The sequence below is a fragment of the Streptomyces sp. NPDC031670 genome, from assembly GCF_055580545.1.
Window position 1 is genome coordinate 189,926 of record NZ_JBVILC010000002.1, and the last position, 23,122, is coordinate 213,047.

General features: G+C 72.7%; 21 protein-coding genes and 1 tRNA gene. 8 read left to right on the forward strand and 14 right to left on the reverse strand.

Going from position 1 to position 23,122, the window contains the following annotated elements:
• Nucleotides 1–447: 447 nt before the first annotated feature.
• The gene (locus ACZ5ID_RS04865; RefSeq protein WP_468893471.1) at nt 448–1,605 is read right to left on the reverse strand and encodes an NAD(P)-binding protein; all 1,158 of its coding nucleotides are present in this window, start codon (nt 1,603–1,605) and stop codon (nt 448–450) included.
• Between the two features lie 111 nt (nt 1,606–1,716).
• Here ACZ5ID_RS04865 and ACZ5ID_RS04870 point away from each other — a divergent pair, with 111 nt between their 5' ends.
• Nucleotides 1,717–2,385 carry a pentapeptide repeat-containing protein gene (locus tag ACZ5ID_RS04870; protein WP_468893472.1) on the forward strand — a complete coding sequence of 223 codons (669 nt, stop codon included), beginning with the start codon at nt 1,717–1,719 and terminating at the stop codon, nt 2,383–2,385.
• Between the two features lie 31 nt (nt 2,386–2,416).
• Here the strand turns inward: ACZ5ID_RS04870 and ACZ5ID_RS04875 are convergent, their stop codons facing one another.
• Both ACZ5ID_RS04875 and ACZ5ID_RS04880 read right to left on the reverse strand, forming a co-directional pair.
• Nucleotides 2,417–2,920 (reverse strand): hypothetical protein, encoded by a 504-nt coding sequence (locus ACZ5ID_RS04875; RefSeq protein WP_468894191.1) that lies wholly within the window; start codon nt 2,918–2,920, stop codon nt 2,417–2,419.
• 53 nt (nt 2,921–2,973) lie between these two features.
• Complete coding sequence (locus ACZ5ID_RS04880) at nt 2,974–4,371, reverse strand: NAD(P)/FAD-dependent oxidoreductase (protein WP_468893474.1); 1,398 nt, start codon at nt 4,369–4,371, stop codon at nt 2,974–2,976.
• A 103-nt stretch (nt 4,372–4,474) separates the two neighbouring features.
• Here ACZ5ID_RS04880 and ACZ5ID_RS04885 point away from each other — a divergent pair, with 103 nt between their 5' ends.
• Together ACZ5ID_RS04885 and ACZ5ID_RS04890 are read left to right on the forward strand one after the other, a co-directional pair.
• On the forward strand, nt 4,475–5,395 hold the full coding sequence (locus ACZ5ID_RS04885; protein WP_468893476.1) for an aminoglycoside phosphotransferase family protein: 921 nt from the start codon (nt 4,475–4,477) through the stop codon (nt 5,393–5,395).
• A gap of 61 nt (nt 5,396–5,456) precedes the next feature.
• Nucleotides 5,457–5,933 (forward strand): GNAT family N-acetyltransferase, encoded by a 477-nt coding sequence (locus ACZ5ID_RS04890; protein WP_468893478.1) that lies wholly within the window; start codon nt 5,457–5,459, stop codon nt 5,931–5,933.
• Between the two features lie 148 nt (nt 5,934–6,081).
• Here ACZ5ID_RS04890 and ACZ5ID_RS04895 read toward each other — a convergent pair whose 3' ends face one another.
• Together ACZ5ID_RS04895 and ACZ5ID_RS04900 are read right to left on the reverse strand one after the other, a co-directional pair.
• The gene (locus ACZ5ID_RS04895; protein ID WP_468893480.1) at nt 6,082–8,226 is read right to left on the reverse strand and encodes a restriction endonuclease; all 2,145 of its coding nucleotides are present in this window, start codon (nt 8,224–8,226) and stop codon (nt 6,082–6,084) included.
• A gap of 92 nt (nt 8,227–8,318) precedes the next feature.
• Nucleotides 8,319–8,395, reverse strand: a tRNA-Thr gene (locus tag ACZ5ID_RS04900).
• Nucleotides 8,396–8,624: 229 nt separating this feature from the next.
• On the opposite strand from ACZ5ID_RS04900, the gene ACZ5ID_RS04905 reads away from it, so the two are divergent.
• The 3 genes from ACZ5ID_RS04905 to ACZ5ID_RS04915 all read left to right on the forward strand — a co-directional run bounded on the left by ACZ5ID_RS04905 (nt 8,625) and on the right by ACZ5ID_RS04915 (nt 11,186).
• Nucleotides 8,625–9,767: an ABC transporter ATP-binding protein gene (locus tag ACZ5ID_RS04905; protein WP_468893481.1), complete on the forward strand. Its 1,143-nt coding sequence runs from the start codon at nt 8,625–8,627 to the stop codon at nt 9,765–9,767.
• 224 nt (nt 9,768–9,991) lie between these two features.
• Entirely contained in the window at nt 9,992–10,402 is a 411-nt protein-coding gene (locus tag ACZ5ID_RS04910; protein WP_468893484.1) for a hypothetical protein, read from the forward strand.
• A 52-nt stretch (nt 10,403–10,454) separates the two neighbouring features.
• Nucleotides 10,455–11,186, forward strand: coding sequence for a nucleotidyltransferase family protein (locus tag ACZ5ID_RS04915; RefSeq protein WP_406556341.1), 732 nt, complete (start codon nt 10,455–10,457; stop codon nt 11,184–11,186).
• Nucleotides 11,187–11,497: 311 nt separating this feature from the next.
• Here ACZ5ID_RS04915 and ACZ5ID_RS04920 read toward each other — a convergent pair whose 3' ends face one another.
• The 6 genes from ACZ5ID_RS04920 to ACZ5ID_RS04945 all read right to left on the reverse strand — a co-directional run bounded on the left by ACZ5ID_RS04920 (nt 11,498) and on the right by ACZ5ID_RS04945 (nt 17,833).
• Nucleotides 11,498–13,060, reverse strand: a complete 1,563-nt coding sequence (locus ACZ5ID_RS04920) for a DoxX family protein (RefSeq protein WP_468893486.1) — start codon at nt 13,058–13,060, stop codon at nt 11,498–11,500.
• Nucleotides 13,061–13,162: 102 nt separating this feature from the next.
• Complete coding sequence (rlmB, locus tag ACZ5ID_RS04925; RefSeq protein ID WP_406552762.1) at nt 13,163–14,122, reverse strand: 23S rRNA (guanosine(2251)-2'-O)-methyltransferase RlmB; 960 nt, start codon at nt 14,120–14,122, stop codon at nt 13,163–13,165.
• 119 nt (nt 14,123–14,241) lie between these two features.
• Nucleotides 14,242–15,639: a cysteine--tRNA ligase gene (cysS, locus tag ACZ5ID_RS04930; RefSeq protein ID WP_468893489.1), complete on the reverse strand. Its 1,398-nt coding sequence runs from the start codon at nt 15,637–15,639 to the stop codon at nt 14,242–14,244.
• A gap of 192 nt (nt 15,640–15,831) precedes the next feature.
• Nucleotides 15,832–16,371, reverse strand: a complete 540-nt coding sequence (gene ispF, locus ACZ5ID_RS04935; RefSeq protein WP_468893490.1) for a 2-C-methyl-D-erythritol 2,4-cyclodiphosphate synthase — start codon at nt 16,369–16,371, stop codon at nt 15,832–15,834.
• The gene (gene ispD, locus ACZ5ID_RS04940; protein WP_468893492.1) at nt 16,361–17,098 is read right to left on the reverse strand and encodes a 2-C-methyl-D-erythritol 4-phosphate cytidylyltransferase; all 738 of its coding nucleotides are present in this window, start codon (nt 17,096–17,098) and stop codon (nt 16,361–16,363) included. Before ispD ends, ispF begins: the two co-directional genes overlap by 11 nt.
• A gap of 252 nt (nt 17,099–17,350) precedes the next feature.
• A complete protein-coding gene (locus ACZ5ID_RS04945) occupies nt 17,351–17,833 on the reverse strand; it encodes a CarD family transcriptional regulator (RefSeq protein ID WP_003953493.1) in 483 nt (160 codons plus the stop codon).
• A gap of 629 nt (nt 17,834–18,462) precedes the next feature.
• On the opposite strand from ACZ5ID_RS04945, the gene ACZ5ID_RS04950 reads away from it, so the two are divergent.
• Entirely contained in the window at nt 18,463–19,146 is a 684-nt protein-coding gene (locus tag ACZ5ID_RS04950) for a copper chaperone PCu(A)C domain-containing protein (protein WP_468893495.1), read from the forward strand.
• A gap of 119 nt (nt 19,147–19,265) precedes the next feature.
• On the opposite strand, the gene phoP is transcribed toward ACZ5ID_RS04950, so the two are convergent.
• Together phoP and phoR are read right to left on the reverse strand one after the other, a co-directional pair.
• A complete protein-coding gene (gene phoP, locus ACZ5ID_RS04955; RefSeq protein ID WP_466134857.1) occupies nt 19,266–19,937 on the reverse strand; it encodes a two-component system response regulator PhoP in 672 nt (223 codons plus the stop codon).
• 5 nt (nt 19,938–19,942) lie between these two features.
• On the reverse strand, nt 19,943–21,220 hold the full coding sequence (phoR, locus tag ACZ5ID_RS04960) for a two-component system sensor histidine kinase PhoR (protein ID WP_406552757.1): 1,278 nt from the start codon (nt 21,218–21,220) through the stop codon (nt 19,943–19,945).
• A 212-nt stretch (nt 21,221–21,432) separates the two neighbouring features.
• On the opposite strand from phoR, the gene phoU reads away from it, so the two are divergent.
• On the forward strand, nt 21,433–22,197 hold the full coding sequence (gene phoU, locus ACZ5ID_RS04965) for a phosphate signaling complex protein PhoU (RefSeq protein WP_468893497.1): 765 nt from the start codon (nt 21,433–21,435) through the stop codon (nt 22,195–22,197).
• Between the two features lie 401 nt (nt 22,198–22,598).
• Here the strand turns inward: phoU and ACZ5ID_RS04970 are convergent, their stop codons facing one another.
• Nucleotides 22,599–23,012 (reverse strand): ATP-binding protein, encoded by a 414-nt coding sequence (locus ACZ5ID_RS04970; RefSeq protein WP_468893499.1) that lies wholly within the window; start codon nt 23,010–23,012, stop codon nt 22,599–22,601.
• Between the last annotated feature and the right edge of the window lie 110 nt (nt 23,013–23,122).

Consider the following 23,122-nt stretch of genomic DNA (forward strand, 5'->3'; position numbering starts at 1 on the left):
GCTTGGGGTTTGTCTGCGGGATGTGGTGGGCCGGTCGCGCAGTTCCCCGCGCCCCCAGGGGGTCGGCCGCAGCCGGAACAGTCGGCTCAGCCACAGGCTCCCAGACCCGACCAACACCCCACGCCCCGCCCTCTTTAGGGGCGCGGGGAACCCACCACCGCCCCGCAGACGAGGTCCGGGCCCCGAAAGGGGCGCGGGGAACTGCGCGACCAGCCCACCACCGCCCCGCAGCCAAAGTCCGGGCCCCGAAAGGGGCGCGGGGAACTGCGCGAGCAACCCACCACCGCCCCGCGGCCAAAGTCCGGGCCCTGAAGGGGCGCGGGGAACTGCGCGAGCAACCCACCACAACCCGCAGACGAACCCCCGGCCAATAGGGGCGCGGGGAACTGCGCGACCAGCCACAGACGGCCCGCAGACGGAGCCCGGGCAACAGGGGCCCGCGGCCCCCTACGCCGCAGCCATCCGCAACCCCCGCACCGCCGCCGCCCCCGCCTCCACCCCACTCGCGAACGCCACCTCCGACAGCACGCCCGGTGCCGCCACCTGGTCGCCCGCCAGGAACACCCCGTGGCCGCGGTCGATCGCCGGGCGGTCGCGCCACGTCGTGCCGGGCAGGTCCACCGCCCCCGTACGCCCCGCCGCGAGCGCGTCGCGGCGCCAGGTGAGCCGCTGGCGCCAGCCCGCGAACGCCGCGTCCAGCAGACGCTCACCCCGCGCGACCCCCTCGGCCTTCGACTCGTGCGGCGCGATGGGGAACTGCGCCTGGAGAAGCTGGTGCCCGGCCGGCGCGAGAGTGCGGCCCGCCGCCGTGAAGCGTTCGATCCAGCCCGGCGTCTCCAGGTCGGAGACGACGAACGGATCGCCCCGCCGACCGGTGAGCCCGACATCCATCAGCACCGTACGGCCACTGGTCCAGCGCAGCGAGTCGTCGCCGAGCAGCCGGCGCGCGGCGTCGAGGGACGTCGCGACGACCACCGGCCCGTGGTCGTCGGGGAGCGCGTCCACGCGCGCGGTGGTCTCCACGTGCACCCCCAGCTCCCACGCGCGCGTGGCCATCCGGTCGACCAGCGCGCCCCAACCCCCCACCGGATAACGCGCCTCGGGCGGCAGCGCGGCGGCGCGGTGCAGCCGCTCCTGGACGAACGCGGCGGAGAGCGAGCCGGGGTCGTGGTGGAAGACGGCGACGGCCGCGTAGTTGGCGGCGGCGCGGGCGGCCCTGGCGCCGACGACCCCGGCCGCCCAGGTGGCGAAGTCGCTGTCCACGGGGGCGCTCCCCGGACTCTGCCGGGCCAGCTTCAGCAGGGCCAGAGGCGGAGTGTGCCGCAGCGAGCCGTCCCAGTGGAAGCGGAATCTGGCGGCCTCCAGCGGCGGTACGGAGGCGACCTGCCCCAGCAGACCACGGCGTTTGAGCCAGGCCCAGTGCGGGCCTCCGTTGTACAGGACGTGCGGGCCGTCGTTGGTGAGGTACGGCCCCTCCGAGGTGCGCGCGCGCCCGCCCAGCGTGTGGTGCGACTCGTACAGGTTCACCCGGGCGCCGGACTCGGCCGCGGTGATGGCCGCGGTGAGCCCGGCGAGGCCGCCGCCGATGACGGTGATCCGGTCCATTCTGCTCTCCTGTCGCTGTACGGGCACTCATCGTTAGAGACGGAGCGAGGAGGGGGGAATGTGACAGGTAGAGGTGGGACGGTTGTCAGTGGGGTGGTCCAGCATGGAGTCATGGCGAAGAGGGCGAGCGAAGTGACGGCGGTGCGGCGTCCGGAGGTACGGCTGCCCCCGCTGGCACCACACGGTCCGGCGGAACTGGAACCGGAGGGCGACTACGACGGCCTGGAGTTCCGGAATCTGGACCTGTCGGGCCAGGAGGGCACCGGGGCCCGCTTCATGGACTGCGGGGTGTTCGGCTGCGTGCTGGACGGGACGCGGCTGCCCGGGTCCCGTCTCATCGACACGGTGATCTCCGGGATCCGGGGCGTGGGGACCGACCTCTCGCGCGCGTCCCTGCGCGATGTGGAGATCCATGACGTCCGGATGGGTGGTGTGCAGCTGCACGGAGCGATGCTCGAACGGGTGCTGATCCGCGGCGGAAAGATCGACTACCTGAATCTGCGCGACACGGACCTGCGGGACGTGGTCTTCGAGAACTGCGTCCTGGCCGAGCCGGACTTCGCGGCGGCCCGGCTCGACCGGGTGGCGTTCGCGGGCTGCGAGCTGCGGGGCGCGGACTTCACCGGCGCCCGGATGAAGGACGTGGACCTGCGCGGCGCCTCGCTCCTGGACATCGCCCGGGGCGTGGACCGACTGGCGGGCGCGGTGATCACGCCGTCCCAGCTGGTCGATCTGGCGCCCGCGTTCGCGGCTCAGGTGGGGGTGCGGGTGGTGGCGTGAGTGAGGGCGTCGCGCGGCCGGCGGCCCGGCCCTAGTCCGTCAGGCGCGGGAAGCGGGCCTGGAGCGTCCAGATGACGGGGTTCTCGGCGAGGTCGTCGTGCATGTCGCTGAGGTCGGCGATCACGTCGTGCAGGAAGTCGCGGGCCTCGCGGCGCAGCAGGCGGTGGCTGAAGGTGAGCGGGGGCTCGTCGCCGGGCATCCAGTCGGCCTCGACGTCCACCCAGCCGAAGCGGCGCTCGAAGAGCATGCGGTCGGTGGACTCGGTGAAGTCGATCTCGGCGTACTGGCTCCGGGAGGAGCGGCTGCCGCGCGGGTCGCGGTCGAGCGCCTCCACGGTGTCGCAGAGCGCCCAGGCGAAGTCGAGCACCGGCACCCATCCCCAGGCTGTGGACACCTCGCGGTCCGCCTTGGTGTCGGCGAGGTAGACGTCTCCGCAGAAGAGGTCGTGGCGCAGGGCGTGGACGTCCGCGCGGCGGTAGTCGGTCTGCGGGGGGTCGGGGAAGCGGTTGGAGAGGGAGTAGCCGATGTCGAGCACGCTCGATGGTCCCACGCCCGGCGGGCGGCCCTCCGCCGCAGCCCCCCGGGAAATCAGTGACGCCCAGCGATCCGGTCCGCCACCACCGCGATCCGGTGCGTCCCCGCAGCGTGTGTGGACAGCTCCCGGCGGTCCGCCTCGCGGTACGCCGCGTACATCCCCCGCACACCCACCCAGCGCAACGGCTCCGGCTCCCAGCGGCGGACCCGGTGGTTGACCCACGGCAGCGCGGTCAGCTCGGTGGGTCCGGCCTGGCCGGAGTCCTGCTGGACCAGGTCGCGCAGGGTGCGGGCGGCGAGGTTGGCGGTGGCCACGCCCGAGCCGACGTAGCCGCCCGCCCAGCCGAGGCCCGTCGAGCGGTCGAGGGTCACGGTGGCGCACCAGTCGCGCGGCACCCCCAGCACCCCCGACCAGGCGTGGGTGATGTCGACCCCGGCGAGCTGGGGGAAGAAGCGGATCAGGACGTCGCGCAGGGCCTCGACCGTCTCCGGCCGGGTCCGGCCGTCGTTGTCGGTGCGGGAGCCGAAGCGGTAGGGCACCCCGCGCCCGCCGAGCGCGATCCGGTCGTCGGCGGTGCGCTGCGCGTACATGTACGCGTGCGCCATGTCGCCGAGCGTCTCGCGGCCCTCCCAGCCGATCGTCTCCCACAGCTCCGCCGGCAGCGGCTCGGTGGCGATCATGGAGGAGTTCATCGGCAGCCAGGTGCGGCGCAGGCCCTTCAGGGAGGCGGTGAACCCCTCGGTGCAGCGCAGTACGTACGGGGCGCGGACCGTGCCGTACGGAGTGACCGCGTGCTTGGGGCGGATCTCGGTCACCGGGGTCGACTCGTGGACGGTCACGCCCAGCGCCTCCACGGCCGCCGCCAGCCCCTTGAGCAGCTTGACGGGGTGGACGCGGGCGCCGTGCGGGGTCCAGGCGGAGCCGACGGCCCCGGCGACCCGGACGCGCTCGGCCGTCTCACGGGCCCCCAGCAGCAGCCGGTCCTTCTCGCCGAAGGCGAGCTCGGCGGCGTGGAAGGCCTTCAGGCGGACCGACTGGGCCGGGGTGTAGGCGACTTCGAGTACCCCGCCCTGATGCACGTCGGCGTCGATCGACTCCTCGGCGGCGGCCCGCACGACCTCCCCGACCGTGTCGTTCATGGCCCGCTGGAGGCGCACGGCGGCCTCGTGGCCGTGCAGCTTCGCGTACCGGTCGCGGCCCGCTATGCCGTTGTAGAGCCAGCCGCCGTTGCGGCCGGAGGCACCGTATCCGCAGAAGCGGGCCTCCAGAACGGTGATGTTGAGGAAGGGCACGGCCTTCTTGAGGTAGTACGCCGTCCACAGCCCCGTGTAGCCGCCGCCCACGATGACGACGTCCGCCGTCGCGTCGCCCGTCAGGGGCTCGCGCGGGGCGGGGATGCCGTCCTGCGCGTACCAGAAGGAGATGCCGCCGTTGATCGTCCGCGTACTCATGGGGCTTGTTGGTACACCGCCGGATGAGCCCTGTCCAGATACGGAATCCGCAGCCGCCGACAGCTCGTGGATGCTGGTGGAGCGCTGCCCGGGGAATCGGCTCATGGACCGGTTCGGGCACGGGGGTAGGGTCGGCCGGGTGATCGACATTCCCGATGAGCTGATCGCGAGGGGGAGGGACGGCGACGAGGCGGACCGCGCCTTCCTCGCCGCGCTGCCGGGCCGGGTGGAGGAGTTCCTCTCGCGCTGGGGCCTGCGCCTCGGCGCCGGGCCCCCGATGTACGGGATGTGCGCGCTGGTGCTGCCGGTGACCGCCGAGGACGGCACCCCGGCGGTCCTCAAGCTCCAGCCGCCCGACGAGGAGACCGCGGGCGAGCCGACGGCCCTGCGGGTGTGGGACGGGGCGGGGGCGGTGCGCCTGCTGCGTCACGACGCCGCCACGGGCACGATGCTCCTCGAACGCCTCGACTCCGCCCGCCCGTTGTCGGCGGTGGCGGACTCCCGCGCGGCGGTCCGGGTGATCGCGGAGCTGCTGTCCCGGCTCACCTCCGTGCCCGCGCCGCCCGGGATGCGCCGGCTGGCGGACAGCGCCGCCGGGATGCTGGAGCGGACCCCCGGGGCGGTGCGCCTGCTGCGCGACCGGGCCGAGCGGCGACTGCTGGAGGACTGCGCGGCGGCCGTACGCGAGGTGGCGGCCGAGCCGGGCGACCGGCTGCTGCACTGGGACCTGCACTACGACAACGTCCTGGCCGCCGGGCGCGAGCCGTGGCTCGCCATCGACCCCAAGCCGCTGGCGGGCGACCCGGGCTTCGAGCTGCTGCCCGCGCTGGTCAACCGTTTCGACGCGGCGGAGGTGCGGTGGCGCTTCGACGCGCTGACCGAGGTGCTGGGCCTGGACCGCTCCCGGGCGCGCGCCTGGACGCTGGGGCGGGTGCTCCAGAACTGCCTCTGGGACATCGAGGAGGGCGAGGGCGCGCTCGCCCCGGAGCAGTTGGAGGTGGCGCTGCGGCTGCGGTCCCGCTGAGCCCCGTCCGGGGAGCGGAACGCCCGCGACCGCTCCGCCGCCGCCCGGCTAACCTGCGGCCATGATTCGTACCGCGACGCCCGAAGACGTACCCGTCATCCACGCCATGGTCCGCGAACTGGCCGCGTACGAGAAGTGCCCGGACGAGGCGCGGGCGACGCCGGAGCAGTTGCGCGAGGCCCTGTTCGGCGAGCACCCCGCGGCGTACGCGCACATCGCCGAGACCGACACCGGCGAGCCCGCGGGCTTCGCGCTGTGGTTCCTCAACTTCTCCACCTGGCGCGGGGTGCACGGCATCTACCTGGAGGACCTGTACGTCCGCCCCGAACTGCGCGGCGGCGGTCACGGCAAGGCCCTCCTGACGGAACTGGCCCGTATCTGCGTGGCCCGCGGCTACGGCCGGCTGGAGTGGTCCGTCCTGAACTGGAACACCCCGTCCATCGCGTTCTACGAGTCGCTGGGGGCCCGTCCGCAGGACGAGTGGACGATCTACCGGCTGACGGACGGAGCGCTGGAGGAGCTGGGGGCGGCGCGGTAACCAGGGGCGTCCGGCCCGGGTCCGCCGAAGGCCCCTCGGAGCCACCCGGGGCCGCCCAAGGCCGCGTCGGGCCGCCCGATGGCCCCTCGGAGCCGCCCGGGTCCGCCGAAGGCCCCCTCGGGGCGCCCGGCGCCCCGCCCTACTCCACCTACTCCACCTCGATCCCGAAGTCCCCCACCAGCTCCTCCAGACCGCCGCCGTACCCCTTTCCGCCCACCACGAAGTCCCAGTCGCCCCCCGGGCGGCGCCGGAACGAGCCCAGTACCAGGGCCGTTTCGCCCGCGCGGCCGTCCGAGACCTCCAGGCGGTCCAGTTCCGTACCGGCCGCGTCGCGCAGCCGGATGCCCGCGTCCGTGAAGCCGGAGAGGTCCGCGTCCGGGTTCGCCTCGGGGTCGACCGAGGCGACCAGGACCAGGCGGTCCGCGCGGTCCGGCAGGTCGTCGAACGCCACCCGGACCGCGGCCCGGTCGCCCAGCGCGCCCGGCACCATCCGCACCGAACCCCCGGGTATCTCCCGGTTGTTGAAGAAGACGAAGTGGTCGTCGTCGAGGACGCGGCTCCCCGCGCACACCAGCGCGCACACGTCCAGGACGACCGATCCGGTCCACGTCATACCCAGGACGTTGAAGTCCGCGTCGCTCTCGGGGGCCTCCGGCTCCTCGTCGGCCGCGTCCGCCCCCGCCGCGGGCAGGTCCACCAGCGTCCCCGAGGGGCCCCTCTGTTCCGGCACCCGGCGCCCCGGCCGCTCCCCCAGCCTCCCCCGCAGCCCGCACGCGTGCAGCAGGTCCACCAGCTCCGCCCCCGACACCAGCGTCAGCGGCTTGCCCTGCGCGAAGGCGTACGAGCCGGGGCCGAAGCCCGAAGTCGTCACCAGGACGCCCTTGTTGGCGCCGGCCGCCTGGACCGTGCCGTACAGATCGCGGACCGCGGTGGGCGGGACCGTGTTGCGGTAGCGCTTGACCTGGACGATGATCCGGCCACCGCTGATCGGGTCGGGGTCCACCGCCTCCACGTCCACGCCGCCGTCGTTGGAGCGCTGGGTGGTCACCGCGTCCATCCCGCGCGCCCGGAACAACTCCGCCACCAGCGACTCGAAAACGATCGGGTCCATCACGAACAGATCCGGATCCTCGCCGGAGTCCGCGCCATGGGTGAGCACCCCCGTGCCGATCTCCCCCGGGCGGCGCACGGCGGCCACCGCCGCCCGCTGGTCGGGGCGGGCCGACAGCCGGCCCCGCACCGCGTCCACCAAACAGTCCACCGCGCTCACCTGCGTCAGGTTCAGGCCCTGGAAGGTCGCCCGGTCCACCATCACGGAGGCCAGCACGATCTCCGCGCGGCGGCCGGTCGCCGGGTCCACGTCGTCCACGAAACCGTTGAGCGCCACCGCGTCCAGTACGCCGTACTCGTCCGCCGCGAACAGGTCCCGCACCACCAGCAGCACGCTCTGCGCCAGCGCGTCCCGGTACAGCGCGCGCCGCTGGGTCAGCGGACGTGCCGACTCGCGCTCCTCGTCCGTACTGGCCACGTACCGTACGGACTTGGCGGCGGGGACGACGTCGAAGGCGGGCAGCTCCCAGTCCAGCACCAGCTGACGGGCGCCCCGGTCGTACGCGCAGGACAGTTGCCGCGGGAAGCCCTCGGGCCAGGCGGAGGCCGCGTACAGGGCCGCCGAGAAGTACTCGACGACCGCGTCCGGCTCGCCCGCGCCCAGACCGGCGACCAGGTCGGCCACGCCCGCGTTGTGGCCCCGGACCTCCGCGAGCCGCTCCCGCGCCCAGGACTCGTACCGCGCCCGGTGGTCGGCGAGTCGACGGCGGCGCTCGGTCTCGGCGAGCTGCGCCGCGTCCCAGTCCCGCCGGTAGGCGGCCTGGGCCTCCTGCTCGGCGCGGCGGCCCGTCCAGCCGCCGCGGGCCTCGTAGCGCGCCGGGTCCGGCATCGGCACCGGCTGCGCCAGCGGTCCCGGCGAGAACGGCTCGACGCTCTCCTCGCGCAGCAGCGCCGCCGTACGGAACGGGGGCTGTGCGCGCCCCGCCGCCAGCAGTCCCGTCAGCGCGTCCACGCGCGCGTCCAGCTCCTGGGTGCGCTGCCGGGCGTCCGCCTCCCGGCTCTGGCGGTAGGCGGCCCGCTGTTCGCGGTGGACCCGCGCGGCGTCCCGCTCGTACTCGCGCTGCCGACGCTCCATCTGGCGCTGCTGCTGGACCGCCGCCCGGTGCTGGACCTCCCGCTGGCGCTGCTGCTGGCGCTGCGCCTCCGCCCACACCCCGGCCAGCCCGCTGGAACGACGACTCATACGGCTCCCCCGGCCCCTTTCCCACACACCCCTGGAGACACGATTGTCCCGGACCAGAAAGGTCCGGGACACGGTGTGACGCGGTGTTTCGGTGGAGCCGCCTGTCGGAATCGAACCGACGACCTCAAGATTACAAGTCAAGCGCTCTAGCCAACTGAGCTAAGGCGGCAGCACGTGCGCCGGGCCCGCGCACGCGAGGCGCCCCCACCTCGCGGCGAGGGCTCCCTCACTCTACACAGAGCACGATCGGGGCCTCCACGAAGTTCCCCTCCCGGACCTGCTGACAGATCCCACAGCGCCGGGTAGCGTCTCGTGCAGCCCACTCAGGTGGACTACACCACTTCTCCCTCTACTCGGATCGTCCGGCACGTTCCTGCCGGTGAAGGGACAGGTCTCCCATGGCCACTGTCACGTTCGACAAGGCGACCCGGATCTACCCGGGCTCCACCAAGCCCGCGGTCGACGGGCTCGAGATCGAGATCGAGGACGGCGAGTTCCTCGTCCTCGTCGGCCCCTCGGGCTGCGGCAAGTCCACCTCCCTGCGGATGCTCGCGGGCCTGGAGGACGTCAACGGCGGAGCCATCCGCATCGGTGACCGCGATGTCACCCATCTCCCGCCCAAGGACCGGGACATCGCCATGGTGTTCCAGAACTACGCGCTCTACCCGCACATGACGGTCGCCGACAACATGGGCTTCGCGCTCAAGATCGCCGGGGTCAACAAGGCGGACATCCGTAAGAAGGTCGAGGAGGCGGCGAAGATCCTCGACCTCACCGAGTACCTGGACCGCAAGCCCAAGGCCCTCTCCGGCGGTCAGCGCCAGCGCGTCGCCATGGGCCGCGCCATCGTGCGCGAGCCGCAGGTCTTCCTCATGGACGAGCCGCTGTCCAACCTCGACGCCAAGCTCCGCGTCTCCACCCGTACGCAGATCGCCTCGCTCCAGCGGCGCCTGGGCATCACCACGGTGTACGTCACCCACGACCAGGTCGAGGCGATGACCATGGGCGACCGGGTGGCGGTCCTCAAGGACGGGCTGCTCCAGCAGGTCGACTCGCCGCGCAACATGTACGACCGCCCGGCCAACCTCTTCGTCGCCGGCTTCATCGGCTCGCCCGCGATGAACCTGGTCGAGGTCCCGATCACCGACGGCGGGGTGAAGTTCGGCAACAGCGTGGTCCCCGTCAGCCGCGAGGCGCTGTCCGCGGCGGCCGACAAGGGCGACCGCACGGTGACGGTCGGCGTCCGGCCCGAGCACTTCGACATCGTGGAACTGGGCGGCGCCGCCTCGTCCGTGGCGTCCCTCTCCAAGGAGTCCGACACCGAGCCCGCGGGCCTCGCCGTCACGGTGAACGTGGTGGAGGAGCTCGGCGCCGACGGCTACGTGTACGGCACGGCCGAGGTCGGCGGCGAGCAGAAGGACCTCGTGGTCCGGGTGAACGGCCGCTCGGTCCCGGAGAAGGGCTCCCAGCTCCACGTGGTCCCGCGGCCCGGCGAGACGCATGTCTTCTCGACCTCGACGGGCGAGCGCCTCAGCGACTGACGTACGGCGGCACGTCAGCCGGCCCCGCACCCACCTACCGGGGTGCGGGGCTTTTCCCTGCCCACGGCCGGGCCCACCTGCTGTCACCTGTCGACAAATACCCCGGCGGACCGGCCATTTCGAACAGTGTTCGTCAACACGGGATTCGAAACGCCGCCTCGAACCATCCCCCGACCGGGTGACTAAATGTCGCCAAATCATTACCCCCCGCTACGCTCGCCTCCGTGACGCACACAGCCCGCCGAATCGGCCGCACCCTAGCTCTCGTCCTGCCCGTCGTCCTCGTCCTCTCCGGGACGCTCGCGGTCACCCGGGTCAACTGGGCCGGGACCAGCGACTCGCAGCTGCTGACCGCCTCCTCCCAGGACGTCTCCGTACGCGCGAAGCCACGCGCACCGCAGGACCTCCTGCGCGACGCGCTCCTCGTCGAGCTCCAGGAGAAGGGCCCCGGAACCGCCCTCACCCACCTCCAGCGCGAGGTGGAGCAGCGCCCCTCGCTCGCCAAGCACTGCATGTCGATCGCGCGTGCGCTGGGCCGGGCCGCCGTGGAGCAGTACGGCCCCGCCAAGGCCCAGTCGTACTCGCGCCCGGTCTGCGACACGTCCTTCGCCTCGGGCGTGGCCCAGGAGTCCTGAGCGCGGGCAGCCCGGCCGTACCGCATCCGGTCCACGGCATAGGGTTCACCGCATGACTGCGAGCACGACTTCGACCTTCCCGACGCAGGCCGTGGTCCTGGCGGGCGGCCAGGGCTCACGACTGCGTCCGTACACCGACGACCGCCCCAAGCCGATGGTCGAGATCCCGGGCACCGGGACCCCGATCATCGGCCATCAGCTTGCCTGGCTCGCGGCGGAGGGCGTCACCGACGCCGTGATCTCCTGCGGCCATCTCGCCGGCGTGCTCCAGGAGTGGCTGGACTCGGCGGACCTTCCGCTGCGCGTCACGACGGTGGTCGAGAGCGAGCCGCTCGGGCGCGGGGGCGGCCTCAAGTACGCGGCGGCGCACCTGCCGCACGGCGACCAGCCGTGGTACGCCACGAACGGTGACATCTGGACGCGGTTCTCGCTGCGCGAGATGGCGTCCTTCCACGGGGAGCGCGACGCGACGGCCACGCTGGCGCTGGCCCGTCCCCGTATCCCGTGGGGCGCGGTCGAGACGGACGCCTTCGGCCACATCACGGACTTCATCGAGTCCCCGCCGTCGCCGTATCTGATCAACGCGGGCGTGTACGTGTTCTCGTCCGCCTTCACGGGGCTGCTCCCCGACCGGGGCGACCACGAGCGCACCACGTTCCCGCGCCTGGCCCGCGAGCGCCGCCTGGCCGGTTTTCCGCTGCCGCACGGGGCGTACTGGCGGGCGATCGACACGGCGAAGGATCTGACGGAGGCGGCGAAGGAACTGGCGGCGGCGCGGCACTGAGGCCTGTGGCCGTGCTCCCCCGGGGGTTGCTCCCCCTGGGGGCCGCGCCCCCGCACCCCCCTTCTGTCCGCGGACCGTGTCGGGTTGCCCGCGCAGTTCCCCGCGCCCCTAGGGGGTTGGGGTCGTCCGGCCCCTTCAGGGGCGCGGGGAACCGCGCGAGGACCCAGGACGGCCCGCAGGCACAAGAGGGGTGCAGGGGGCGCAGCCCCCGCCCGGGGGTGCAGGGGGCGCAGCCCCCTGGAGAACGCCTCCGCCCCTCCCCCCGCCCCCGGAGGGGTTGGGGGAAGGGGCGGGGTGGGGGCGAACCCCCGTCAGCCCAGCAGCCCCCCGATCGGGTTCCGGTTACCCCCCGTGGACCCCCCCGACCCACCCGACGGAGTCGACGCACCCCCCGTGGACGTCGGCCCGGACGTCGTCGACGGCGGCGCGACCGGGGCCGGCTTGTGGTGGGGTGCCGGAGCCTTGTGGCCCGTCGTCCCCTGGGACGTCTGGCTCGGCACACCCCCGACCGTCCCCGACTCCCGTACCGACTTCGACGCCGCCCGCTTCGACGGCTTCGCCGACGGCTTGGCCGAGCCGCTCACGGACGGCTTGGGCGGGCCGGGGCGGTGGACGGACGGGGTGTGCGGCGTGGGCGCCAGCGGCGTGCCCGGGAGGTAGTTGGTGGGGTCGGAGTGCGGACCCGGCACCGTCACCATCTCGGTGGAGCGCACCGCCCCGCCCAGCAGCGAGCCGATCAGCAGCGTCAGCCCGACCACCACCGTCGCCATCACACTGCCCCGCCGCAGCACCCGCCGCCGCAGCTCCCACAGTGTGGAGCGCGGGCCGAGACGGCGCCAGGCCTCGCCGGAGAGACGGGCGTCCAGCGAGTACACCGGCGCGCCGGCCGTGATCAGCGGGGACCAGGCGGCGAGGTAGATGAAGTCCGGCGCGTCGTACGCCGGGACCGTCTGCCAGCTCACCGTCAGCAGCAGGGCCGCCGAGAGCAGCGCCCCGAACACCGCCGCGACCCGCTGCCACAGGCCCAGCATGGTCAGCACGCCCACCACGATCTGGAGGAAGGCCACCGACAGGCCCGCCCCGACCGGATGCTGGAGCGCGAAGGTGCGCAGCGGCTCGGCGAGGGCCCACGGGTGCAGCGAGTTCAGCCACTTCATCATCGAGCCGCGCTCGCCGCCGTCGAAGTAGACGGGGTCGCAGAGCTTGCCCATCCCCGCGTACACGGAGATGAAGCCGAGGAAGACCCGGAGCGGGAGGAGGACCACGCCGAGGTTCATCCGGCGGCCCGGGTAGTACGCGTGGCGGACCTGGTCCCCGGCGTGCCGCTGGCCGCGCTGCCCGGAGCCTTCGGACCCGTCGGGCCCGTCGGTCCCCTCGGCGCCGTCGCCGTAGCCGTAGCCGCGCTCGAACTCCTCGAACCCGCCGTCCCCGTACGCCCCTTGGCGCACCGCCTGGAACAGGGCCGTCTCGGCGCCGCCCCCGGAGTCCGACATCGGCGCGCGCGGGCCCACCACGACCGGCGTCGGCCTGGTGTCCTCGTCGACGCGCGGGATGACCTGGGTGTTGCCCACGTCGAGCGCCTCGCCCGGCGCCGCCGGCGCGTCCAGGCCGCGCACCGCCTGCAACAGGCCGGTCGCCCCGGGCGCCGCCCGGCCGCTCCACACCACCGGGGCCCGGCGGCGGGCCGCCCCGGGGGCGCCCGGCATCCTCGCCGGATCCCTCGGAGGGCGCTTCGACTGGGCCTTCGGGGCGAAGTGCACCCGGAAACTGGCGTGGTTGACGATGACCTGCGCCGGGTCGGAGTCCACCTTGACCATACTCAGGGCAGGCTGATCGTCGAACCCGGGCCGGGGCGTTCTGGTGTCCACACTCATCTAACCGAGTGATGGTGGTTTAGGACACTGCCTTGACAGCTGCGATCTGTCCGAGGCCCGTCAAGATCACCTACTCCGGACGGGCGGCCCGGCGGATCGGCGTCAGCCCTTGCGCCGGCGCGCCGCCTCGTAGAGCACGATGCCCGCCGCGACACCGGCGTTCAGCGACTCGGCGCCGCCCGGCATCGAGATCCGCACCCGGTAGTCGCAGGTCTCGCCGACCAGACGGCCCAGGCCCTTGCCCTCGCTGCCGATCACGATGACGACCGGACCCGCCAGCGCCTCCAGCTGCTCGACCGTGTGCTCGCCGTCGGCGGCGAGGCCGACGATGGTGACCCCGGCCTTCTTGTAGTCCTCCAGGGCGCGCGTCAGGTTGGTGACGCGCGAGACCGGCGTACGGGCGGCGGTGCCGGCCGAGGACTTCCAGGCGCCGGCCGTCATCCCGGCCGCGCGGCGCTCGGGCACGACCACGCCGTGCCCGCCGAAGGCGGAGGTGGAGCGGACGATCGCGCCGAGGTTGCGCGGGTCGGTGACGCCGTCGAGGGCGACGATCAGCGGCTCGTCGTGGTTGTCGTACGCCGCCTCCAGCAGGTCCTGCGGGTGCGCGTACTCGTACGGCGGGACCTGGAGGACCAGGCCCTGGTGGTTGAGCCCGTTGGTCATCCGGTCGAGCTCGGCGCGCGGGGCCTCCATCAGGTTGATGTTGCCGCGCTCGCCCGCGAGCTGGAGCGCCTCGCGCACCCGCTCGTCGTTGTCGATGTACTGCTGCACGTAGAGCGTGGTCGCGGGGACGCCGTCGCGCAGCGCCTCGAAGACCGGGTTGCGGCCCACGACCATCTCGGACGTGCCCTTGGGACCGCCGCGGCGCGGGGCGGGGCGGCGGGTCGCGGCCTGCTTGGCCTTGGCGGTGGCGATGCGGTTCTTCTTGTGCTTCTTGCGCTCCTCCGCGGGCGGCGTCGGGCCCCTGCCCTCCAGGCCCCGGCGCCGCTGGCCACCGCTGCCGACCGTCGCGCCCTTCTTGTTGGACGTGCGGCGGTTCCTGCGCTGGCTGTTCCCGGCCATGACCTACCTGTTTCCGTGATTGAGCGACCTACGGGGCGTCGTGGCTTCCGCGGGTCCTGCGTACGTACGTATATGAAGTGTGCCGCCCAGTCGCCCGGGCGGCACATCGCGCCTGCCCGTCAGCGGGGGCCGAGGGTCCAGCGGGGGCCGCTGGGGCTGTCCTCGATGACGAGGCCGGACTGGGTCAGCTGGTCGCGGATGGCGTCCGCGGTGGCCCAGTCCTTGCGGGCACGGGCCGCCTCGCGCTGTTCGAGCACCAGCCGTACGAGCGTGTCGACTGCCCCGTGCAGGTCGTCGCCCCGGTCGGCCTCGCCCGCCCAGTGGGCGTCCAGCGGGTCCAGACCGAGGACGGCCAGCATGGCGCGGACCTCGGCGAGACGGGCGACGGCCTCTTCCTTGTCGTCGGCGGCCAGCGCGCTGTTGCCCTGGCGGACCGCGGTGTGGACGATCGCGAGCGCCTGCGGGACGCCCAGGTCGTCGTCCATCGCCTCGGCGAACGCGGGCGGCACCTCGGCGGCGGGCTCGACCACGCCCCCCGCCTTCTCGACCACGCGCTGGACGAAGCCCTCGATGCGCGCGAACGCCGACTCGGCCTCGCGCAGGGCCTCCTCGCTGTACTCGATGGTGGAGCGGTAGTGCGGGGTGCCCAGGTAGTAGCGGAGCACGATGGGGCGCCACCGCTGGACCATGTCGGAGACGAGCACCGAGTTGCCCAGCGACTTGGACATCTTCTCGCCGGCCATGGTGACCCAGGCGTTGTGCATCCAGTACGCGGCGAAGTCGTCGCCGTACGCCTTGGCCTGGGCGATCTCGTTCTCGTGGTGCGGGAAGATCAGGTCACGGCCGCCGCCGTGGATGTCGAAGGCGCTGCCCAGGTACTTGTGGGCCATCGCCGAGCACTCCAGGTGCCAGCCGGGACGGCCGCGGCCCCAGGGCGTCTCCCAGTCGGGCTCGCCCGGCCTGGACGCCTTCCACATGGCGAAGTCGCGCGGGTCGCGCTTGCCCGCGACGCCCTCGTCGGGCTGGCGCAGGTCGTCGATGTCCTGGTTGGACAGCTCCAGATAGCCGGGGAAGGAGCGCACGTCGAAGTAGACGCTGCCGTCGGCCTCGTACGCGTGGCCGCGCTCGATCAGACCGCGCATCATCTCGATCATCTCCGGGACGTGCCCGGTCGCGCGCGGCTCGTAGGTGGGCGGCAGGCAGCCGAGTGCCTGGTAGCCGTCGTTGAAGGCGCGCTCGTTCTCGTAGCCGATCGACCACCAGGGGCGGCCCTGCTCGGCCGACTTGGCGATGATCTTGTCGTCGATGTCGGTGACGTTGCGGATGAACGTGACGTCGTAGCCGCGGTACTGGAACCAGCGGCGCGCGATGTCGAAGTTGAGGTAGGAGCGGACGTGCCCGATGTGCGGGGCGGCCTGCACGGTCGCGCCACAGAGGTAGATCGAGACACAGCCCGGCACGAGCGGGGTGAAATCACGGATCTGCCGGGCGCTGGTGTCGTACAGGCGAATAGTCACGGGTCCAGGGTAGTGGGCCCGTGGCGGTGCCCCGCGACCCTTGGGCCACGGGGCACCGAAGTGTGACAGAAGCTTTTCCGGCGGGCCGGGACGGCCGTCGCGGCGGGCCCGGCCGCGGGCTTTCGGTCCGTGCCGCGGGCTGTCCGCCGGTCGGCCGGGCCCGTTCATCGGGGCCTGTTCAGCCGGGCCCGTTCAGCCGGTCCGGTAGACCAGCGCCGTGGCGATCGCGGCGAGGCCGTCGCCGCGGCCGGGGAAGCCCAGGCCGTCGGTGGTGGCGCCGGAGACCGAGACCGGCGCGCCGACCGCGTCGGAGAGCACCTTCTGCGCCTCGTCGCGCCGCTTGCCGATCTTCGGGCGGGGGCCGACGACCTGGACGGCCACGTTGCCGATGCCGAAGCCCGCGGCCCGGACGATCCGGGCCGCCTCGGTGAGGAGGGTGACCCCGGAGGCGCCGGACCACTGGGGGCGCCCGGTGCCGAAGTGGGCGCCGAGGTCGCCGAGGCCCGCCGCCGAGAAGAGCGCGTTGCAGGCGGCGTGCGCGACGACGTCGGCGTCGGAGTGGCCCGCGAGGCCGGGGCCCTCGCCCTCCCAGAGCAGGCCCGCGCACCACAGCTCGCGGCCCTCCTCGAAGGCGTGGATGTCGGTGCCGATGCCGACCTGCGGGATCACCGGCGGCTGCGGGGAAGGGGCCGGGGCCGGAGCCGGGGCCGCCGGAGTCGTCTCAGAAGCCATCGTTGGCCCTCCTGCGCGCCAGGACCGCCTCCGCCAGGACCAGGTCCAGCGGGCGGGTGACCTTGAAGGCCTCCTCGTGGCCGGGCACGACGACGACCTTCAGGCCGAGCCGCTCGACCATGGAGGCGTCGTCCGTGACCTCGCCGCGGACGCTCTCGTGGGCGCGCACCAGCGTGGCGTGGTCGAAGCCCTGCGGGGTCTGGACCGCACGCAGCCGGGACCGGTCGGGCGTGGCGAGCACCGGCTCGGGGGTGCCGTCGGTGCGCGGCTCGACCTCCTTGACGGTGTCGGCCAGCGGCAGCGCGGGGACGACGGCCGGGGCCCCGTCCCGTACCGCCTCGATCACCGCGTCGACCGTGTCCACCGGCACCAGCGGGCGGGCCGCGTCATGGACGAGGACGACGTCGATGCCGGGCGCCAGCGCGGCCAGGCCCAGGCGCACGGACTCCTGGCGGCTCTCGCCCCCGGGCACCACGACGAAGTCCGTCCGCTCCGGCAGGGCGTGCTCGGCCAGCAGGTTCCTGACCTCGGTGGCGCCGTCGGGCGGGGCCACGACGACCACGAGCGAGACGGCGCGGGAGGCGGCCATCGCGCGGACGGCGTGGATGAGCATGGGCGTGCCGTTCAGCGCGCGGAGCGCTTTGGGGGCGCCCGGGCCGAGCCGCACGCCGCGGCCGGCTGCGGGGATCACGGCCGCGGTGCGGAAAACGCGCGTTTCCTCAGACAAGGTTTGTGTCCTTCGGCGACATGGGTATGGCCTCAGCAAGCCGGGCGCGACGCCCCTGACCGGCCCCTTCCGTGACGATCGGTCGGGCGCTCTGCCCGGCGCGGCGCGCCGCGGGGGGGCGTTCGTGGGCGTACGAATGATGTCCGAACATGCCGCAGCGCCCGGCGACGCAGCAGTTGGGTCACTGCTGGTCAGCGGGCACCGCGGCAATTACTGGCCGGCCGGGAGGCGCAGCCCCCGGAGTCGGCCGTGTCAGGACGCGAGAACCTCGTCGAGGAGGGCCTCGGCCTTGTCTTCGTTGGTGTTCTCAGCGAGGGCCAGCTCGCTCACCAGGATCTGCCGCGCCTTGGCGAGCATGCGCTTCTCACCTGCGGAGAGTCCGCGCTCGCGCTCACGACGCCACAGGTCGCGCACTACTTCCGCGACCTTGATGACATCGCCGGAGGCGAGCTTCTCCAGATTCGCCTTGTAGCGACGGGACCAGTTCGTGGGCTCTTCCGCGTAAGGTGCGCGCAGCACCTCGAAGACCCGGTCCAGCCCGTCCTGCCCGACCACATCGCGCACGCCTACGAACTCCGCATTGTCCGCGGGTACGCGCACCGTCAGATCGCCCTGGGCGACCTTGAGCACCAAGTAGGTCTTGTCCACGCCTTTGATCTGGCGAGTTTCGATGGCCTCGATCAGCGCGGCCCCGTGATGGGGATAGACCACGGTGTCGCCAACCTTGAACGTCATGTGACAGGTACCCCTTCCGTGGCTATCCAGAGTAACACGAGAACAGCCTGTTCTGAATGGCGTTTTCGCAGGTCAGGGCATATCTCGGGGCTTGACAACAGCAACAGGAACGTGCTGCGGAGGGCTCACGGGAAGGGGTATTCGCAGGTCGGAGCGGCTGTGCGGGGGCAGGGAAACATGCGCGTCACACTCTTCGCAACCCCCTTCCGTTGCCCCGAACATCCCGGTTTGTCGGGTTCCAAGCGGTGAACTTCCACTGCTCCGTTCGGTGATCGGTCACCCGTTCGGCGGGACCGCGACTTTTTCGCGAATTGATCACCGGGGGCGGACCGGGAGGTTTTCGGTAAGGAATACGTGGTGGTCCGGGGAATTGATCACCCGCGATATGTGAACGGCACGGGAAACATCGAGATCAGAGCGGGTGCGGAGGTCCGGAGGAGGTTGTGGGGAGAGTTGTGGAGGCGCGCTCGGCGGGCGCGCCGGGAACGGCGTACGGCTCCCGGCGCGGCCCACCGGCGCACAGGGGCGGGTCGGGTGCGGGCTCGCCGGGACGGCTCGGTAACCTAAGCCAGCTGACACAGACTTTGCCGTCCTTTAGATGTCCTTACGTCCAAGGAGTTGCCGCCGCCGTGAGCCGCAGCCTTCGACGCGGCGCCCTCGCCGCCTCTGCCATCGCGTTCTCGCTCGCCTCCCTCGCCGCCTGCTCGGCGGGCAACGACGCGCAGACGCTCGAAGTGAAGCCGGACAACGCCGCCGTCAAGGTCGGTGACATCAAGATCCAGAACGCGACCGTCCTGACCCAGCCGAAGGCGGACGCCGCCGGGCCGGCCGTCATCGCGGCGACCCTCTTCAACAACGGCGCCGAGCCGCAGACGCTCGACGCGGTCAAGCTCGCGTCCTCGGGCGCCACGGTGAAGCTCACCCCCGGCAAGGGCCAGACGGCGCTCACCGTGCCCCCGCACGGCTCGCTGATCCTCGGCGGCAAGGACAACGCGTCCGCCGTCGTCGAGAACGGCAAGGAGGCCGCCCGCAACGGCGACGCCCAGCCGGTCACCTTCCAGCTGAGCAAGGCCGGCGACGTGACGCTGCGCGCCTTCGTGGTCCCGTCCACCAGCTACTTCGAGGGCTACGGCCCCAACCAGCTCCCCAAGCCCCCGGCGGCCACGCCGGCCGGGCCGGGCTCGGCCACCTCGCCGGAGGCCGGCACGACGCCGGGTGCCACCACGAGCGGCAAGCCGTCGGGCAAGCCGTCGAACACCCCGGCCAAGGGCGTCAAGCCGTCCGGCACCGCGAGCACGGGTGCGGCCCACTGACGTACACGTACGCAGCGAGGAGGGGCCCCGGACAGCTGTCCGGGGCCCCTCCCGCGTGTGGCGCCCGGGACGCGCGCGTACGGCCCGGATGCCGCCGCCGCGCGCCCCGAAAGGGCGGCCTACGGCTCGAACTTGTACCCCAGCCCCCGCACCGTCACCAGGTAGCGCGGCGCCCCCGGGTCCGGCTCGATCTTGGCGCGCAGACGCTTGACGTGGACGTCGAGGGTCTTGGTGTCGCCGACGTAGTCCGCGCCCCAGACTCTGTCGATCAGCTGCATACGGGTCAGGACGCGGCCCGCGTTGCGCAGCAGCATCTCCAGGAGGTCGAACTCCTTCAGCGGCAGGTCGACCTTGGCGCCGGAGACCGTCACCACGTGGCGGTCCACGTCCATCCGGACCGGGCCCGCCTCCAGTGCCGCCGGGGTGACCTCCTCGGGCTCCCCGCGCCGGCGCAGCACCGCGCGGATACGGGCGACGAGCTCGCGGGAGGAGAAGGGCTTGGTGACGTAGTCGTCGGCTCCTATTTCGAGGCCCACCACCTTGTCGATCTCGCTGTCCTTGGCGGTGACCATGATCACCGGGACGTTGGAGCGACCGCGCAGCTGGCGGCAGACCTCCGTGCCGGGCAGCCCCGGCAGCATCAGGTCGAGCAGTACGAGGTCGGCGCCGTTGCGCTCGAACTCGTCCAGCCCGTCGGGCCCGGTGGCCGCCACGGCGACCTCGAAGCCCTCTTTGCGGAGCATGTAGGACAGGGCGTCGCTGAACGATTCCTCGTCCTCGACGACGAGCACTCGGGTCACGGAAGGACCTCCGGGGCATGGGGCACAGTGGTGGAGTCGTGCGCGGTGGGGAAGGTGTCGTACGGCGGCTCGTCGACGGCGTCGTCGTCCGGTCCAGCCGGGTCTGGGGCGGCGCGGTCCCGTACGGCGCCGGCCTCCGGCAGCCTCAGGGTGAAGGTGGAGCCCTGTCCCTCGGAGCTCCACACCGTGACCTCCCCGCCGTGCGAGGCGGCCACGTGCTTGACGATGGCCAGGCCCAGGCCCGTACCGCCGGTGGCGCGGGAGCGGGCCGGGTCGACGCGGTAGAAGCGCTCGAAGACGCGCTCCCGGTCCTTCTCCGAGATGCCTATGCCCTGGTCGGTCACGGCTATCTCGATCAGGTCCCCGCCGGGCGCGGCGACCCGGCGGCCCGCGATGCCGACCCTGGTCCTGGCCGGGGAGTAGTTGACGGCGTTCTCGACGAGATTGCCGAGGGCGGCGGCGAGCTGGCCGCGGTGGCCCCAGACGTACAGGTCCGCCGTGCCGCCCGCGGCCATGGTGATCTGCTTGGTGGACGCGGGGTGGCGGGAGCGGTCGATGGCCTCGGCCACCAGCTCGTCGACCCGGACCGGCTCGGCGTCCTCCAGCGGGTCGTCGTTCTGCACCCGGGAGAGGTCGATGAGCTCCTGGACCAGATTGGTCAGCCGGTTCGCCTCGATCTGCATCCGGCCGGCGAAGCGGGTGATCGCCTCGGGGTCGTCCGAGGCGTCCATGACGGCCTCGGAGAGCAGGGAGAGCGCGCCGACCGGGGTCTTGAGCTCATGGCTGACGTTGGCGACGAAGTCGCGCCGGACCGCCTCGATGCGGCGCGCCTCGGTGAGGTCCTCGACCAGGAGCAGCACCAGGCGGGAGCCGAGCGGCGCGACTCTGGCCGAGACCGCCAGCGCCTCGCCCCGGCCGGTGCCCCGGCGCGGCAGATCCAGCTCCACCTGCCGTATCTCACCGTCGCGGCGGGTGTCGCGGGCCATGTGGAGCATCGGCTCCACGGCCAGCTTCCCGCCCCTGACCAGGCCCAGGGCGTACGCCGCGGAGCTGGCCTTGACCACCGAGTCGCTCTCGTCGAGGACCACCGCCGAGGAGCGGAGCACCGAGAGCACGGTGTCCACGCCGGGCGGCAGGACCGCGTCCGTGTGCAGGGATGTCCGGGTGGGCCGCGCCTGGTCGCGCTCGCTCCAGCGGAACGCCAGCATGGCGATGACGCCGGTGCACAACCCGGCGATCGCTGCAGCTGCGGCGACCGCCGCGTTCACGTCCATGCCCCCAGGTTATGCGGGTGCGCGGACACTCTCCCAGCCATCCGGGTGCCTGCTCGAACGTTCGTCGCCCAGAGTTCACCATGGTGATAGTGCTGGTTCACTTGGTGTGGCCGAATCGGACGCGTAGCCCACGGACCGTGGGAGCGTGGGGAGCGCGGCATCCCCCGCCTCCCCCGGAGCCATAGCCCGGAGTCATCGAAAGAGGGACACCCATGCGGGACGCGTACCACGAGGAACTGGACTCGATCGGCGAGGGCCTGGTCGAGATGGCCCGTCTCGTCGGGTCGGCGATCGGGCGCGCCACGACGGCCATGCTCGACGCCGATCTCAAGCTCGCCGAGAGTGTGATCGCCGCCGACCAGAAGGTCGACGACCTCCAGCACGACCTGGAGGCGCGGGCCATAGCCCTGCTGGCCCGCCAGCAGCCGGTCGCCACCGACCTGCGGATCGTGGTGACCTCGCTCCGGATGAGCGCCGACCTGGAGCGCTCGGGCGACCTGGCCCAGCACGTGGCGAAGCTGACCCGGCTGCGCTACCCGGCGCGGGCGGTCCCGCACGACCTGCACGCCACCATCCTGGAGATGGGCCAGCTGGCCCAGCGCCTGATGGCGAAGGCCGCCGAGGTGATCATCACCAAGGACGTCGACCTGGCGCTCCAGCTGGAGCAGGACGACGACGAGATGGACCTGCTGCACCGCACGCTCTTCCAGCACCTGATGGACGACCGCTGGAAGCACGGCATCGAGACGGCCGTCGACGTGACGCTGCTCGGCCGCTACTACGAGCGGTTCGCCGACCACGCCGTCTCGGTCGCCAAGCGGGTCGTGTACCTGGTCACCGGCGAGCACGCGGACGAGCTCCAGCCTCCGGTGCAGGTCGAGACACACCCCATCGATAGCGCTGTCGGCACTGCCGGCGCTGCCGGCGCTGCCGGCGCTGCCGGCGCTGCCGGCGCCACGGACGCTGAGGGCGCGTAGCACCGGTTTCGGGGCGTCCCGGAGCACGCACGGCGCGCGAAGGGGATGTGCGCGCGCCGTTGATGCGCCTGCCCCCCTGGGCATCCAATGGAGTGAGGTGTGCGCCTACCCCAACCCCGGGAGGGACCATGACCGATACCCCGACCCCGACCCCCACCGCCTCGAACTGCAGCTGCGGCCCCAACTGCCAGTGCGGCTGCCAGTCGGGCGGCGCCTGCCAGTGCGGCGGCGGCTGCTGAGCGAGCGGCACGAGAAGGGCCCCGTCCGGTCCACGGACGGGGCCCTTCTCGCACGCGGGTTGCTTCATGGGCACCCGTGGCCTCCTGCGGCGGCCGTGGGCCCGCCGTTGTTTCCGTCGCTCCCCTTGGGCACGTCGGCCCAGTGGGCGTCCCGCTCAGGGTTCAGAGGCATCGCGCCGGCTCCTCGACGTCTGCGCGGACACGTAGTTCGGCGGTGACCGTCCGGCCCGAGTCGTCGCCCTGGATCGTGACGCTGTCTGCAAGTGCGGTGACCAAGGCGAGCCCGCGGCCGTGGGTGGAGTTGAGGGTTGGGTGCTGGACCTCGGGAGCTGTCCGCGTGCCGCCCGAGTCCGTCACCGTGATCGTGATCGTCCGTTCGGACACGGTGAGCCGGACGTGGAAGGTGCCGTCGCAGTCGCCGCTGGTGGTGTGGGCGAGCGCGTTGGTGCCGAGTTCCGTGACGATCAGTGCGGCATCGTCCGAGTGCGGGTGGCCGTCCAGTGTGGCGAGGGTCCAGCGGCGTGCGGCGCTGACTTCTTGAGGATCCCCGGGGAAGGTGCGTCCGTGGGTGGGCATGGCGTCCTCCAGGCGGTGACCTGCTGTCCTCCGGGTCGGCCCGGCCGGCTGACTGACACGGACCATGCAGAGCCGTACAATTAGTACTAGCACCGTACCCAATGTGCGCG

What these genes read in the sequence shown, in the direction of transcription:
- ACZ5ID_RS04865 (WP_468893471.1), bottom strand. Translation starts at nt 1,605, where the DNA reads ATGGACCGGATCACCGTCATCGGCGGCGGCCTCGCCGGGCTCACCGCG.
- ACZ5ID_RS04870 (WP_468893472.1), top strand. Translation starts at nt 1,717, where the DNA reads ATGGCGAAGAGGGCGAGCGAAGTGACGGCGGTGCGGCGTCCGGAGGTA.
- ACZ5ID_RS04880 (WP_468893474.1), bottom strand. Translation starts at nt 4,371, where the DNA reads ATGAGTACGCGGACGATCAACGGCGGCATCTCCTTCTGGTACGCGCAG.
- ACZ5ID_RS04885 (WP_468893476.1), top strand. Translation starts at nt 4,475, where the DNA reads ATGGACCGGTTCGGGCACGGGGGTAGGGTCGGCCGGGTGATCGACATT.
- ACZ5ID_RS04890 (WP_468893478.1), top strand. Translation starts at nt 5,457, where the DNA reads ATGATTCGTACCGCGACGCCCGAAGACGTACCCGTCATCCACGCCATG.
- ACZ5ID_RS04895 (WP_468893480.1), bottom strand. Translation starts at nt 8,226, where the DNA reads ATGAGTCGTCGTTCCAGCGGGCTGGCCGGGGTGTGGGCGGAGGCGCAG.
- ACZ5ID_RS04905 (WP_468893481.1), top strand. Translation starts at nt 8,625, where the DNA reads ATGGCCACTGTCACGTTCGACAAGGCGACCCGGATCTACCCGGGCTCC.
- ACZ5ID_RS04915 (WP_406556341.1), top strand. Translation starts at nt 10,455, where the DNA reads ATGACTGCGAGCACGACTTCGACCTTCCCGACGCAGGCCGTGGTCCTG.
- ACZ5ID_RS04920 (WP_468893486.1), bottom strand. Translation starts at nt 13,060, where the DNA reads ATGAGTGTGGACACCAGAACGCCCCGGCCCGGGTTCGACGATCAGCCT.
- rlmB (WP_406552762.1), bottom strand. Translation starts at nt 14,122, where the DNA reads ATGGCCGGGAACAGCCAGCGCAGGAACCGCCGCACGTCCAACAAGAAG.
- ispF (WP_468893490.1), bottom strand. Translation starts at nt 16,371, where the DNA reads ATGGCTTCTGAGACGACTCCGGCGGCCCCGGCTCCGGCCCCGGCCCCT.
- ACZ5ID_RS04945 (WP_003953493.1), bottom strand. Translation starts at nt 17,833, where the DNA reads ATGACGTTCAAGGTTGGCGACACCGTGGTCTATCCCCATCACGGGGCC.
- phoR (WP_406552757.1), bottom strand. Translation starts at nt 21,220, where the DNA reads ATGGACGTGAACGCGGCGGTCGCCGCAGCTGCAGCGATCGCCGGGTTG.
- phoU (WP_468893497.1), top strand. Translation starts at nt 21,433, where the DNA reads ATGCGGGACGCGTACCACGAGGAACTGGACTCGATCGGCGAGGGCCTG.
- ACZ5ID_RS04970 (WP_468893499.1), bottom strand. Translation starts at nt 23,012, where the DNA reads ATGCCCACCCACGGACGCACCTTCCCCGGGGATCCTCAAGAAGTCAGC.